Origin of the sequence: Nonlabens sp., assembly GCF_965657255.1 — a bacterium.
Taxonomy (GTDB): domain Bacteria; phylum Bacteroidota; class Bacteroidia; order Flavobacteriales; family Flavobacteriaceae; genus Nonlabens.
The window spans coordinates 1-15,700 of the sequence record NZ_CBFHNM010000001.1 but is presented as its reverse complement, the minus strand read 5'-3'; the positions used below and the strand labels follow the sequence as shown (position 1 = coordinate 15,700).

The 15,700-nt window shown below is 36.8% G+C and carries 7 protein-coding genes; 2 read left to right on the top strand and 5 right to left on the bottom strand.

Features of this window, described 5'->3' with window-relative positions:
* Nucleotides 1-41: 41 nt before the first annotated feature.
* The 5 genes from ACTF54_RS00035 to ACTF54_RS00015 form a co-directional block, all read right to left on the bottom strand.
* Nucleotides 42-1,469 carry an SDR family oxidoreductase gene (locus ACTF54_RS00035; protein WP_438968477.1) on the bottom strand — a complete coding sequence of 476 codons (1,428 nt, stop codon included), beginning with the start codon at nt 1,467-1,469 and terminating at the stop codon, nt 42-44.
* 107 nt (nt 1,470-1,576) lie between these two features.
* Nucleotides 1,577-5,284, bottom strand: a complete 3,708-nt coding sequence (locus tag ACTF54_RS00030; protein WP_438968476.1) for an ABC transporter permease/M1 family aminopeptidase — start codon at nt 5,282-5,284, stop codon at nt 1,577-1,579.
* Between the two features lie 2 nt (nt 5,285-5,286).
* The gene (locus ACTF54_RS00025) at nt 5,287-6,186 is read right to left on the bottom strand and encodes an ABC transporter ATP-binding protein (RefSeq protein ID WP_438968475.1); all 900 of its coding nucleotides are present in this window, start codon (nt 6,184-6,186) and stop codon (nt 5,287-5,289) included.
* A gap of 177 nt (nt 6,187-6,363) precedes the next feature.
* A complete protein-coding gene (locus ACTF54_RS00020) occupies nt 6,364-7,485 on the bottom strand; it encodes a glycoside hydrolase family 53 protein (protein WP_347196229.1) in 1,122 nt (373 codons plus the stop codon).
* Between the two features lie 204 nt (nt 7,486-7,689).
* The gene (locus tag ACTF54_RS00015) at nt 7,690-8,115 is read right to left on the bottom strand and encodes a hypothetical protein (RefSeq protein ID WP_347196230.1); all 426 of its coding nucleotides are present in this window, start codon (nt 8,113-8,115) and stop codon (nt 7,690-7,692) included.
* Between the two features lie 103 nt (nt 8,116-8,218).
* Between ACTF54_RS00015 and argS the strand changes: the two genes are divergently transcribed.
* Both argS and ACTF54_RS00005 read left to right on the top strand, forming a co-directional pair.
* Nucleotides 8,219-10,003, top strand: a complete 1,785-nt coding sequence (argS, locus tag ACTF54_RS00010) for an arginine--tRNA ligase (protein WP_438968474.1) — start codon at nt 8,219-8,221, stop codon at nt 10,001-10,003.
* Between the two features lie 510 nt (nt 10,004-10,513).
* Nucleotides 10,514-15,700 (top strand): HYR domain-containing protein (locus ACTF54_RS00005; protein ID WP_438968473.1); only part of this gene is annotated, 5,187 nt, incomplete at its 3' end.

Below are 15,700 nucleotides of genomic sequence, written 5' to 3'. Positions count from 1 at the left end.
ATTCCGCCTCTTTTGAGATATATACTTTTTCAATTTCTTCGTTATTTACCGGTAGCGATATGCCGCAACATTCCAGCAAAAATAAAGTAGTGAAACGGTAACATAGAAAACCAGTAGAGTCTTCCCCAAATTCCTCGTGGTCTAAAAGTTGCTGTTTGATGCACGACGTCATTCTCATCTATTTCAAATTCTAACCAGGCTTCTCCTGGTACTCGCATTTCTGCAAAAAGCAACAGTCGTTTTCCTTCACGATCGGCAACAAGAACACGCCAAAAATCCAGCGCATCACCTGAATATATTTTATCTGGATTAGTGCGACCTCTACGCAAACCAACGCCACCTATTAGCTTGTCAAAATAGCCTCTTATTTTCCAAAGAAAAGTTGCGTAGTAATATCCATTTTTTCCACCTATAGACCATATGCGTTCTAAAGCCGCAGCTGGATCTTCAGTTTTAAGCTTTTGACCATCTTTTAAACAACCATAACTAGGTACTTTTTTATATTTGTTCAGGTTATATTTAAAACGACCACTTACCATACTGTCTTTCCAACTGCTTACTACTTGATTTTGTTCAATCTTAGCAAAAGCCATATCCAGTGCTTGTTGGTAATCATAAATCTCAATACCTAATCTTTCTGCGAGGTTATTTTTTGAAGCTATCACTTCTATTGCCATACTGTCCACCAGATTTTGAGCGAGTTTATAAGAAGTGCTCGTCACAAAATACAGCCAGTAAGAACTCAATTTAGGAGTCATCACTGGTACGGTAAAAATATAAAGTTTTAGACCTCTATTTTTAGCATAACCGGTCATCATTTCTTTGTAAGTTAGTATACTTTTGCCTCCTATATCAAAGCTTTGATTATAGCAATCATCGCGACCTAAAACACCTATTAAAAAACTCATAACGTTACGTATGGCTATGGGATGTGTTTTAGTATTGACCCATTTTGGAGTAATCATTACTGGTAGTTTTTCACATAAATCTCGTACGATTTCAAAGGAAGAACTACCACTACCTACTATTATTCCCGCGCGCAAAACCGTCAGATTATATTTGCCTGTATAAAGTATGTCTTCAACTTGCTTTCGCGAAAGCAAGTGTTTACTCAGTTTGTCCTCATTTACAATTCCAGAAAGGTAAATAACCTGCTTACAATCTGTTTTAGTAATGAGTTTTACAAAGTTTTGAGCGCTTTCTGCTTCCATATGATCAAAGTCTTCTGTGCTGGAAGACATGGAATGGATCAGGTAATAAGCCGCATCTATATCCTTGGGCAATTGATCTGCCTCGGCTATTTTGAGAAAATCAACTTCTACAATTTTGATTTGATCTCTGATCTCTTGTGGGACAGATAGCCTAGCAGCACTGCGCACGGCACAGACTATTTTATGATCTTCTTTTAGAAGTTCATAGAGTAAACGAACTCCTATATAACCGTTTGCTCCTGTTAATAATACTTTCATAGGTTTAAAGATAGTATTCACAGCGATTAATCAATGCACAAGTTTGTTAAAACAAAAATCGCCATCTGTTGAGATGGCGATTTTGAATATATTGTAGAGAAAATGAATTAAGCTTCTTCTTCTTTGTCTTTTGCTTCTTCTTTATCCTTATTGTTTGTTTCACTTACTTTTTTACGATTGTCGCTGGTTCTCCTATCGATAAGTTTGTAGTAAGGATCTATTCCTACTTCTATTGGCTTTTTAGAAACCATGATAGAATGGTTATTTTCAATTTCAGTAATCTTCAACTTCTTCAAGTATAAAACATCTTCTTCTCCAGTCTCTGGATCTTCCTCGCCAAAGATTCCTATTTCTATATAATCTGCAAGTGGTAAAGAGGAGATTGCTTCCTTTGAATCCTTAGGTGTAAAACTCAAACTGTCACCTGATATGGATGTATAGCTTTTTTTACCTTTTTTATAAGACCTGTATTTACTTACTAAACTGTTTATGTTCACTAAATATTGATCATCACTTACTTTAGAATAAGTAGCATCAGTTACCTCATTGTCATAAAGAGTAATGGTTTCAAACATATCTTTGATTAAATATTGCAAAGAATCTGGTGTTACTGCTCTTATATCATTTACAAATTCTGGAGCAGTAGGGTAAGGCGCAGATTTAAATTGATACTTCTCTGCAAAGCGTTTTGCTACGTCGTTAAACTTTTTTTCTCCTAGATAATCACTCATAGCATACAACACAACAGAGCCTTTTTGGTAATGAATGTATTGCTGGTTTTCATTATACATCAATGGATTTTCTTTAATAGTTTCTCCAGTACGACCACTTAAATAACCTTCCATAGATTCCTTCAAAAATTTACGCATTTGGTTTTTGCCATATACTTTTTCAAGAACCTTAAGCGAGCTGTATTCTGACATGCTTTCAGAAAGTAAAGTCATACCTTTTGCCTTTGCACCTATAACTTGATGTGCCCACCACTGGTGTGCCAGTTCATGAGCTGTGATAGCAAGGGCATAATCTACCGCATCTTTCTTTTTTTCATCTACATCTGCAATGAAACCTACTCTTTCACTAAAAGGAATCGTGTTTGCAAATGCTTGTGCAAAACTTCCATATTGTTTAGGGAATTCAATAATACGCGCTTGTCTATGCTGGTATGGTGTATAATTATCATTATAGTAGTCGAGTCCTTGCTTTAACCCATCCATCATGCGATCAAGATTATAGGTGTGATCTGGATGATGATAGATCTCTAGTTTGATACCATTATGGGTTTCTCTTTTAACATCGTACTTACCACTTAAAAATGAATAAAAATTCAGAATTTTTGAATCCATTTTATAATGAAAATACCTGCGTCCATTTTCTTCCCATTCTTTCATCAGATATCCAGGGGCAATAGCAATTTGATCTGGACTTGTGCTTACTGTTGCTTCAAAATCGATCCAGTCGCTAGCACCACCTATATAATTATTATCTGTTGCGCCGGGCGCATCTGGAGCTGGTAACCTGTCTTTAGGAGGTAAATTGTATTTCTCTCTTACCTTGACATTGCGCAATTCAAAAGCATCACTATATCCTATAGAAGGAAATAATCCTTGATTAACAAATGTTCCATTGGTATTGATAGGTGACTTGTTATCTAAAAATTTATTGGGCTCGTTTTCAGTAGTGAATTTGAAAATTAAAGTGTCACCAGGTTGTAAGGCTTGTTCAAAAGCATACATACGGTAATTATAATCTTCATTATCATAAACGATTTTTGCTTCACGATTCAGCGTTATTTCAGTTGGATAATCAGTAAGATTTACATGTAAAGTATCTATGGCGCTACTGCTTTGATTTGTCATCGTGTAAGTGGCACCAGCTTTAAAATCTCTAGTTTCTGGAATCATATCCATAAACGTATTTACTGCTATTAACCTAGGTTGAGGGATTCCATCATATTTCCCTAAATCTTTTTCAAGATTTACACGCAACTCTTCTACTTCTTTACCAGATAAATTTTCATTGTCTACATTGTTTATTTTCCATATATAACCTCCTATGGCAAAAAACCCTACTATCGATATCGTTGCAACTGTATTTAAGGCTTTTGTTGATCTCGCTTTCGCGAAAGCGAGACGTCCTTTAACATCTGTACTCATACCACGTCTGTAGAAAAGTAAAGCAATGCAGGTAAGTATGATCCCGAACAATATCCAGTAAACACGATAGGTATAATACTGTGGTAAAGCATTTCCAAAGCCCATAAAGTCTGACGCGCTGGGAGCACTTACTGAATTGAAGTCAAAAATTGCTTGAGTAACACCTGCCGCTCCTTGAATTAATGGAATTGCCACGGCTATTATCAATAATACTGCCAGTCCTAACCATTTGTTTTTTATTAAGGTATGAATCATCAATGCCATTAAAATCCACGGAATAAAACTCCATACATTTAACATAAAGGTCTGGAATAGATATAAATCCAGCTGATAATCTGTAAAGTTACTTATAGTTTGATAGGTTAATCCACATGCGATAAGGACTACTTGTAAACTGGCTACCATTAGAAACAATGCAACAAATCTTGAAAGCAAAAACACCCAGTTTTTTGTAGGAGTTACATCTACTATCTGATTGATATGTGCAGCTTTAGAACGATCCATTAAGAATCCAGAGTATAAATGAATCAACAGGTAGCTAAATAGAGTGATGTAACTAGCAGGCTCTGCCAGCATGACCCACGTTTTAGGCAAAATACTAGTGTTGAATAAAATTCCAGTATTGAACATTAAAACCATGGTTAAGACAACTGCTAAAAATGAGATGATGATAAACGGCCAGCCGTAAATAATGTATTTGGTATCACTTTTTGCGAGATGCCATAGGGTTTTCAGTTTTCCTAAAAAAGAAAAATCAGTTTTGGCAATAGGCATGATTACTTTGTTAATACCACTGGTATTCTCTTTAGTCATGCGTTGTGCTTTACTCTTGAATAGACTAATAGTTATTGCATTTTGAGCAAATTTAAATCGAGCAATAACCCATCCTAAAACAAGTAATGCAATTCCAGCCCATAGAAAACGATTCCATAGGATCATACCAGAAAAAGGAATCATTAGTTCATTTTGTTCGGCTGGTGTCCAGTACTTAGTAGCTTCACTGATAGCTACATTCCCTAAAGGATCTGCCATAGCCAGCCAGAACGGATCATCTACTTGTTCTACATAAGAAGTGGTAATAAGCTGTACGATTATCAATGTAAGAACGGTCATAAAACCTATGTTCATATTACGTGTAAATACTATAATCGCAAAGACGATGGCACTATAAAAAAGTACATTAGGAATAATAATTACAAGAAATGGTTGTAGGTAATTCCATACGTGAAAAGGTCCTAATAATTCTGGATTTGAACCTGGAAGATAACTACCTATCATTAATCCTAAAACCAAAGCACTTATCACTAGTAAATTGATAGAAAAACCAGCTAGAAATTTAGCAAGCAAATATTCTATTTTTTTAATAGGGTAAGAGTACAATACATTATGCATATTGTTTTTAAAATCTCTGTGTATGGTAGCACCTGTAAAGCTAGGTATCAAAAGATAGGCAAGCAGTGCTATTTGAGAAATAAGTCCTGATATGCTGTACGGACTATTGAGATATGAATTACTTGTTACAGTTACGTTATCACTACTAAAAACTCCAGTAGCGGCTGCCATAATAATACCACCTAAAAGAAAGAAGATCGCTGCAAATATGTAAAAAAGAGGTTTTTTAAACCACGTTTTTATCTCGTGTGAAAATATGGTTGTAAACATGATTATGCGATTTCTGGTTGTACAATATCACTATTGCGATTTAATGTGGTGAAATACACATCTTCCAATGTTGCAGTTGCTGAGGTAAATTCAGCGCCTGGACTACTTTCACCATAAACACGCACGTCTAGATTGTTATCTTCATTATAACTAGAGGATATTACATTGTGCGTGCGCTGCATTTCTTCAATGGCTTCACGATTAACTGTTGTTGTCCACACTTTGCCAGCAAGTGTAGCAACCATTTGTTTAGGTGTGGACTGCGCCAGTATTTTACCGCCGTTAAGAATGGCCATGTCGGTACAAAGTTCTTTGACATCGTCTACAATATGCGTAGAAAATATCACGATATGGTTGGTTCCTATTTCTCTAAGAACGTTTAAAAATCGGTGACGCTCTGCAGGATCCAGTCCAGCAGTAGGTTCATCAACAATGATTAACTTAGGGTTGTTCAATAATAATTGTGCAATACCAAATCGTTGTTTCATACCACCAGAATAACCAGCAACATGTTTATCTTGAACATCACTAAGATTAGTTACTTCAAGGGCCTTTTCTACTATTTTATTACGTTCTGATTTACTCGTGATTCCTTTGAGACTGGCAAAATAATGTAGTAAATCTTTGGCGCTCATTTTAGGATACACACCAAATTCTTGTGGTAAATATCCTAGTGTTTTTCTAAACTCGATCTTATTGTTTAAAATGTCTAATCCATCAAGATGAATACTTCCAGAATCTGGAGATTGTAAGGTGGCGATAGTACGCATCAAGGAAGATTTCCCTGCTCCGTTAGGGCCTAAAAGACCAAACATTCCAGCGTTTATATCTATCGTTACATCATCAAGTGCTTTAACACCGTTGCTATATGTTTTGGAAACATTCTTTAAACTAAGAATCATGTAATTGAATTTTTATGGTTTGAAGTGTTAGTGTTCCATTAATTCAATATGTTACATGTTTTTAAACTTAAACCAAAATTAAAGTCTAAGCTTTCTGAACAGTTTTTCAATTATGACAGATTATTGTCAAACGGCCACAAATAAATGGAACTCTATTTTACAAATTATCCCAGCAAATTACTCTAATTCAAATACCTCTAAAGCAGGAGTTGCTTTATAGTCAAAATTAAACAACGCCATATTTTCCCAGCTGCTGCCGTTCATAAAGCTATCAACTCCTCTATTATGCGCCACCCAATCTGGCGACCAATAACAATAGCCTAGACCTTGATCATTAGGTAAGTTCTTCATTAAATCATGGATGCGTAACATAAAAGCATGTTGTCCTTCAAGAGTTGCAGGAAATCCAGAAGACAATTGGTTGTTAAGTCCTATGATGTTGTTTAGGTTATCATTCCACGCTATGGTAAAAGGATATGCTGTTTCTACAATCATTATTTTTTGGTTGATACCAGCAGCAAAAGATCTCAACTCATTTTCTGAGGTGGTAATATCAGAACCATGCCACCAAGGATAATAACTTAATCCTGCGATATCAAAATCAATATTTCTAGAATTTAATTCATCAAAAAAGTAAGCCGAATCACTTATTCCTGCTCGATGAATCATTATTTTAGTATCTGGCGAGACTGTTCTTACAGCGTTAATAGCTGCATTTGTAATCAATAGATAATTATCAAAATTTTCTATTGGACCAGTGTAAATTTGGCCTACTGGCCATAAAAATCCATTGTTAGTCTCGTTTCCTATTTGAACAATCGCAGGCTCTGTTCCTTGAACTTTTAATTCTCTAAGAACATCAGTCGTGTAGCTAGCAACCGCAATGGAAAGTTCTAAGGCGTTGAGGTTTTGCCATGCTGCAGGAGTTTGTTGAGACCCAGGATCTGCCCAAGTATCTGAATAATGAAAATCTAACAAATAGTCCATTCCAGCTGCCTTTAATTTTAAGGCTTGAGCTTTTAAATTATCTAAGTGATAAGCTTCATCGGTATGGTCTATCCACAACCTAATGCGCACGAGATTTACTCCACGATTAGCTAGGTAACTATAGTTGTTGGTAATAACTCGATTATTTTCATCTTTGAAAACAACTCCTAAAGATTCATTTTCTGGTAAAAAAGAGAGATCCATTCCTTTATAGAAAGTACCAGATTCAAAAGCTTCTTCTTGTTTACTATCTTCAGGATTACAACTATAAACTAAAGTTATAAGCAATAATAAAGACCACATTTTTTTCATTTGACGAATATAAATTAGATTAGCACAAAAATCTACTTCAAGAGTTTATGTTTCTAGTTGCCTTTTAGGTGTACTGTATCAAGAGACAATAACATTGTAGCTTAAAAGCAGCGTGCAAATTACTACAAGATGTATTTTAACTGCCGCCCTCAATTAAGAACAGCCTATTTAAAAGACGGCTTCTATTCAGATACTGGTTTCTAATTAAAGATCATCAATATACTCAAATCCTTGATCTGTTTTGAGCTGCGATAGCTTTTCAAAAAACTTATGGATTCTTTTGTGATCTGCCTTAATTTTCACAAAGTAATTATCCTTATGAATACTATATTCCTGGGCGCGACCTTTATAAATAGTCAGTTTATAATAGGGAATAGGTAGTGCGTAGGTTTCTAGTAAGGATCTAAAACGTACTATTATCCCATTTTGTCTAATTTCTATATTACAAGTATTTGCATTGATATCGAGCACCATGAGATTGTGAATCTGTATGCTAGAACTGTTCATGATTAACTTAGGCGATCCAGAACCCTTTAATTTCCACCTTTCCTTTAAAGTAAGAACAGCACCTACTTCTTTTAAGATTTCACGTTCTATTTTTGGGTTATTGTATGAGACATTGTGCAGCATATAGTAAAGGTGCTTTTTAATACTATTTATATTTGTTATTAGTTCGCTAGATTCTAAAAGCCTTTCATAATCCTTATCTTTGCAGGCTTAAATTTTTATTACGATGACGCTGTTTCAACAATTAGAAAACGCTACTAAAGATGCTGTAAAATCTATTTTTTCTGTAGAATTAGAAAATGTGGAAATTACGCTTACGCGAAAAGATCAAAATGGAGACCTTACCATTATGGTTTTTCCTATGCTGCGTCATATTAAAGGTAATCCAGCTGTAATAGGGCAACAAATTGGAACGCATTTATTAGAAAACAGTAGTTTAATAACAAATATTGAGGTAATCAAAGGCTTTTTAAATGTAAAAGTTTCTTCTACAGCTTTTTTAACCGATTTCAACCGAATTCTAAGTGATCAAAATTATGGTATAAAGGAACAAGATGGCAAACAACCTGGTGTGATGGTAGAATACAGTTCGCCTAATACAAACAAGCCATTGCATTTAGGACATGTAAGAAATAACTTGTTAGGTTACTCTGTAGCAAATATTATTAAAGCAACTGGTCGTAAGGTTAACAAAACACAGATCATTAATGATCGAGGGATTCATATTTGTAAATCCATGCTGGCTTGGGAACGTTATGGTAATGGAGAAACTCCAGAATCTACTGGATTAAAAGGTGATAAGCTAGTAGGTAACTACTACGTTAAGTTTGATCAAGAATATAAAAAGGAAATTGCGACTTTAATATCCGACGGGAAAACTGAAGATGAAGCAAAAAAAGAAGCTTCATCCTTAATAGCAGCTCAAGAAATGCTTCAAAAATGGGAGCAAGGTGATGCTGATGTGGTTGCGCTTTGGGAAAAGATGAACGGTTGGGTTTATAAAGGTTTTGAAACCACGTATAAAAATCTAGGTGTTGATTTTGATAGTTTGTATTACGAGAGCAATACCTATTTATTAGGAAAAGATGTGGTACAGCAAGGGCTTGATAAAGGAGTCTTTGAAAAAGATCCAGATGGATCGGTATGGATTGATCTTACAGAAGATGGACTAGATCGCAAAATTGTATTGCGCAGTGATGGAACCGCTGTATATATGACGCAAGATATAGGTACTGCGATACAACGAGTAAAAGATCACAATATAAATTCTATGGTGTATACTGTTGGTAATGAGCAAGATTATCATTTTAAAGTATTGTTTTTGATACTTCAAAAATTAGGTTTTGATTGGGCAGAGAACTTGTATCATTTAAGTTACGGAATGGTAGAACTTCCTTCTGGTAAGATGAAATCTCGTGAAGGAACCGTTGTAGATGCAGACGAGCTGATGGAAGAAATGACAGCAACTGCAAAAGCAATAGCCCAAGAACAAGGGAAACTAGAAGGGCTGTCTGAAACAGAAAAAGAAGAGCTTTACAAGCTTATAGGTTTAGGTGCTTTGAAGTATTTCATGCTTAAAGTAGATCCTAAAAGAAGCATGATGTTTGATCCTAAAGAATCTGTAGATTTTCAAGGAAATACTGGGCCTTTTATTCAATATACACATGCACGCATTAAATCCATACTACATAAAACTAATTTTGATTCTAACCAACTACAAAGTGCTACAAATCTTGAATTGACTGATAAAGACACTGCTGTGATTATGTGTCTACAGCAATATCCAGAAATGATTCAAAATGCAGCAGATAAGTATAGTCCTGCTTTGATTGCTAACTATGTTTATGAACTGGTAAAAGAATTCAATTCGTTTTATCAAAACGTGCCTAAAATAGTAGAAGAAGAAAATGCAGATTTAAAACAATTCCGTTTGTTGTTATGTTACAAAACTTCTGCAGTAGTAAAAAGTGCTTGTGCTTTATTAGGAATTGAAGTTCCTGAGCAAATGTAAAGCTGTTCTAGTGTTATCATTTTAGATCTTTTGTAGAACATTTAATAGGATATGATCTTTACGATCATTTATTTGAAGTCCAATCAATTTTGAGAAACGATCCGTTTTTTGAAAAACTGTCTTCTAATTGATTCATAATTTTTTATGATGCTAATTACGATTGGTTCAGTTATCATTTCAAAAATGTAATCATGTTACTTTATTAATGCGTTTTTTAACTTGATTACTATTTGTCGTTAAAATAAGCTCAAAACAGGAGTAATTCGTGGTTACAAATTAAATGTCGATTTTTTTCATGACAACTTACTTAAACTTTATTAACATTAGTTAAGGGTCTTTTCTTGACTGTTTTTTTTTAAACTACTTTTTTGTTTTTTATCCGAAATACGTAGTGTTTGTCGACTTGTCGCTTTTTTACATAATCTGATTAGCCTTTGCTCTTATTTTTGTGAAAAATTTGTGTACAGGCATAAACCTAGCGCATATTTTTTGCAATCAAATTTTAAAAACATGATAAATAATTACAACACAACCTTAAAATTAACCCTTACACTCTTCTTATTAACTGTGTTTGCTAATTTTGTAGCTGGACAAAATATTTACTATGTGAGTCCTACAGGTAATGCTTTAAATGATGGTAGTCTTGGTTCTCCTAAGGATTTGATTAGCGCCAATAATGATGCTTGCTCAAATAATATTGATGAAATCAGATTACTTTCAGGAACTTATAATCTATCGCAAAAATTACAGATTACGTGTGCAGACATAGAAATAAGCGGTAATTGGATAGATATAATGGGCGTAGCAAGTCAGTCAACTTCTGTTACCACTACGCTAAATATAGACTCCTCTTTAGAAGAAGTGCCACATCAATCTGGTGGTATACTAGTAGGTGTTTATAAAGGTGTAGAAGCTATTAATGTGGATGATTTTGTTCTTGAAAATTTGATATTTAACGTTAAGGATGGTGGAATGTCCGGAGTAGCTTCTGGCACGACTGGTAATAGAGGACGAAGTGTCTATGGTTTCTATTTCAATGGTTCAAATGGTTGGGATGTAAGAAACTGTGTAATGAATGTTGGAGAAGCTACTCAAGGAGCTAACGGTATAGATGGTGCTTCGGGATCAAATGGGGTAAATGGTGGTACAGGTACTGCAGCCGATTGTAATGATGACTGTACAACTAATAGAGGTGGAAACGGCGGACACGGCGGAGGTGGAGTCTCTGGCGCACCAACTAATATTGACGGCAGTTGTCGCAATAGTGGACAAAATGGTAGTAATGGAACATCAGGAAATGCAAGGCAAGGAGGAAGCGGTGGTTCTGGAGGAAGTGGTGGAGCTGAAAATAATCGTGGAGGATTCGGAGGCAGAGGTGGTAACTCAGCTACTGCAACTGCAGGAAATGGTGGTGCATTTGGTAATGGTAATGGTAGTACTAGCCCAGGTAACTGCTCTACAGTTAATGCTTTAAACGGTACAAGTGGAGCAGATGGAAATGACGGAACAAATGGAGTGACCGTTTCTACTTCTACAACTTACGAAGATTACTGGTTACCTTCTGATAAAAGTACTGATGGAACGGATGGGACTGGTGGTGCCGGCGGTGGCGGTGGCGGCGGTGGCGGCGGTCAAGGATGTTTCTTTTGTACTGATGGAACTGGTGGTGCTGGCGGTGGCGGCGGTGGCGGCGGTCAAGGCGGTGAAGGTGGTCAAGGCGGCTATGGTTCTGGAGGTGCTTTTGCACTTTACGCAGCTGGTAGCGATGGAAATGCAGTTAATAATAATTACAATATCCCAACAGTAGCTCCAGGAAGTAATGGAGGTTTAGGTGGTTTTGGTGGGAACGGAGGAAATGGAGGCGGAATTGGTGGAACCAGCGGAGGATTACTTGGTTGTAGTACATGTGAAGTTGGTCGAGGAGGTTTCGGAGGTCGCGGTGGAAGTGGTGGTCGTGGTGGAAATGGCGGCCCTGGAGCAAGCGGAATATCTGAAGATGTAAGAACAGTTTATGGATCAATTATTACATCAATTTCCATAGATGATGCCTCTTTTACATATGCAGCGACTAGTTATTGTGTTGATAGTGCTGACCCAACTCCTACGATAACGGGAGAGACAGGTGGTACCTTTAGTTCTACAGCCGGTTTGGCAATTAATAACACTTCTGGTGCGATAGATATTTCTATGAGTACGCCAGGTTCTTACATAGTTACATATACTACCCAAAATCCTAATCAGAATTCAAGCACACAAAATATAACGATCAATGAATTAGACGATGCAAATTTTAGTTATTCTGTTGCTGCATATTGTGCGGATGCAATTGATCCAATACCTACTATTACAGGTCTTACAGGTGGAATATTTAGTGCTAGAACTGGATTGAGCATCAACGCTTCTACAGGAGCAATAGATGTATCAGCATCCACAGCAGGAAGTTATATTATTACCTACATGACAAATGGAACTTGTTCGAATAGTTCTACAGCAGCGGTAACGATTAACGCTTTAGACGATGCAGGTTTTAGTTATTCAAACGTATCTTTTTGTCCAAATTCACCAGATCCTACTCCGACGATCTCTGGTTTAACTGGAGGAGCATTTTCAAGTACTACTGGATTGTCGATTAATAGTACTACTGGAGTAATAGATTTGAGTGCTTCAACTCAAGGAGTATATACAGTAACTTATGCTACAGCTGGAATATGTCCTAATAGCACACAAGTTTCATTGACGGTTATTGATAATGAAGCTCCTACACCAGGTATTGGTGCACTTGTAGATGTTACCGCTCAATGCGAAGTAACTAGCTTAACAGCACCAACAGCAACTGATAATTGTGCTGGAACGGTAACAGCAACAACTACAACGACCTTACCTATTACTGCCCAAGGCACAACAGTAGTGACTTGGACCTATGATGATGGAAATGGTAATACCTCTACACAAAATCAAAATGTGATCATTGATGACACAACACCACCTGTTCCAGATGTGGCTTCTTTACCAGATGTAACGTCACAATGTGAGGTAACAACGTTAACACCACCTACCGCAACAGATAATTGTGGTGTTACGGTTACTATTACTAACAACGCTACGCTGCCTATCACAACACAAGGAACGACGGTAGTTACTTGGACTTATGATGATGGAAATGGAAATACTTTCAATCAAACACAAAATGTAATTATCCAGGATGTCACTGCGCCATCAATCACGTTACCATCAGAAATTACTGTTGCTAATGATTCTGGAAGCTGTACAGCAGTAGTTGACTATGCAGCACCAATAGTATCCGATAATTGTGTTTTTCCTGATGAAACAGTAGCATTTTTAGATCGACCTAGTTTATTTTCAGGAAATGCGAGAGGCTATACTTTTGTTGTCCCACAACCAATGGTCATTACAGGTTTGAGAGTGCCAACAGGCGCTTCTACTGGACCACAAAGCATTCAAGTTATGCGATTTGCAAATCCAATATCTAGTTTTCCAACCACTAATAGCTATTCAGAATTACTTTTTTACACTTCAAGAGATCCAATAGACGGATTCATACCAGTCAATATTACTCTTAATACAGGGGATATTATTGGGATATTAGGGGTCAGAGATAATGTGAATGCATATAGTTCTTCGAATTCCATAACTATTGACGGAAGTCCTGTTCAAATAACAAGATTTGGTACACAAAATCCTATTGATCAAATTGAGGCACCTCAAAATACTTTTTGGACAGAGGCTTCTGGTTCAGTCAGTCAAGTGGATTTTACGTACAATCTATCAGCCAATCTATCAGCACCAGTTATAAATCAAACTGCAGGTTTGCCATCAGGATCTAGCTTTCCCGTAGGAACTACTATCAATACTTTTGTAGCTACCGATATTTCAGGAAATACAACAACACAATCTTTTAATGTAACTGTTAGCGATAACGAGGCTCCAGTAGCAGATATAGCCATACTAGCAGATGTAATAGCAGAATGTGAAGTAACCAGTTTAGTGGCGCCAAGGGCGACGGACAATTGTACAGGAGTAGTAACCGTTACCAGCGATGCTGTTTTACCTATCACAGGAGAAGGAACTACTACGGTAGTGACCTGGACTTACGATGATGGAAATGGAAACACTTCTACACAGACTCAAAACGTTATTATAGATGATGTTACAGCTCCGGTGGCGGAGGTAGCGACATTGTCAGATGTAACTGCAGAATGTGAAGTAAGTAGTTTAGTGGCTCCAACCGCCACAGATAATTGTTCCGGCATCATTACTGCAACCAGCGATACGACCTTACCTATCACAACACAAGGGACAACAGTAGTAACTTGGACTTATGATGATGGAAATGGAAACACTTCTACACAGACTCAAAACGTTATTATAGATGATGTGACTGCTCCTGTGATTACATGTCCTGCTAATATTACAGGCAACGCACCGGTAGTAACATTTACTAACCCAACTGCTATTGATAATTGTGATACGATACCTTTCGGTGGCGTCGCAAATAATGATCCTATTCCAGGATTGACTTATTTAGGTTTCTTCGGAGGTAAAAATTTATATGTTAGCGATAATCCTTTTACAGGTGCCGCCGCATTTGCAAATGCGCAAAGTTTAGGCGGTCACCTAGTGACAATTACAGATGCTACTGTTAACTCTCAAATAATAACAGCATTGAATAATTTAGGTATATCAGATGCCTTCATCGGATATTCTGATGCGGCTAACGAAGGGACATTTGTATGGCAAGACGGTAGTACGTCTAATTATGAGAATTTCAACTCAGGTGAGCCTAACAATTCAGGATCTGGTGAGGATTATGTGCATATATTTGGCAGTGGGCTTTGGAATGATACAAGTAATAATTCAAGCTTTGTTTATATTTTTCAATCGGCGAATAATCGATTTTATCAATCTGCTGGATTACCTTCGGGTGCCACTTATCCATTAGGAGCAACCACAAACACTTTTATAGTTACCGATGCATCAGGAAATGCCAGTACTTGTAGTTTTGATGTTGTATTATCAGACACAACTGCTCCTGTTCCTGATGTAGCTATGTTGTCAGATGTGACTGCGCAGTGTGAAATGACCTCTTTAACAGCCCCTACAGCGACTGATGATTTCTCTGGAGCAATCACTGGTACAACTACTACAATCTTACCTATCACAACACAAGGAACTACAGTAGTGACTTGGACTTATGATGATGGTAATGGAAACACCTCGACGCAAACCCAAAATGTGATTATTGATGATGTTACGGCTCCAGTAGCAGATGTCACTACTTTGGCAGATGTAACGGCAGAATGTGAAGTGTTAAGTTTAACAGTACCAACAGCAACTGATAATTGTGTAGGAACGGTAACAGCAACAACTTCAACGATCTTCCCTATAACTTCCCAAGGAACAACAGTAGTAACCTGGACTTATGATGATGGAAATGGAAACACTTCTACACAGACACAAAATGTGATCATTGATGATATAACAGTACCAGTACTTGATGCTGTTTCATTATCAAACCTTGTATTTAATTGTGAGGTAACTAGTTTAACAGCACCAACAGCAACAGATAATTGTGCCGGAGTGGTTACAGGAACGGCCACGTTCCCTATTACTTCTACGTCTGTAATCACATGGACCTATGATGATGGTAATGGAAACATAAGCACGCAGGACCAGTTA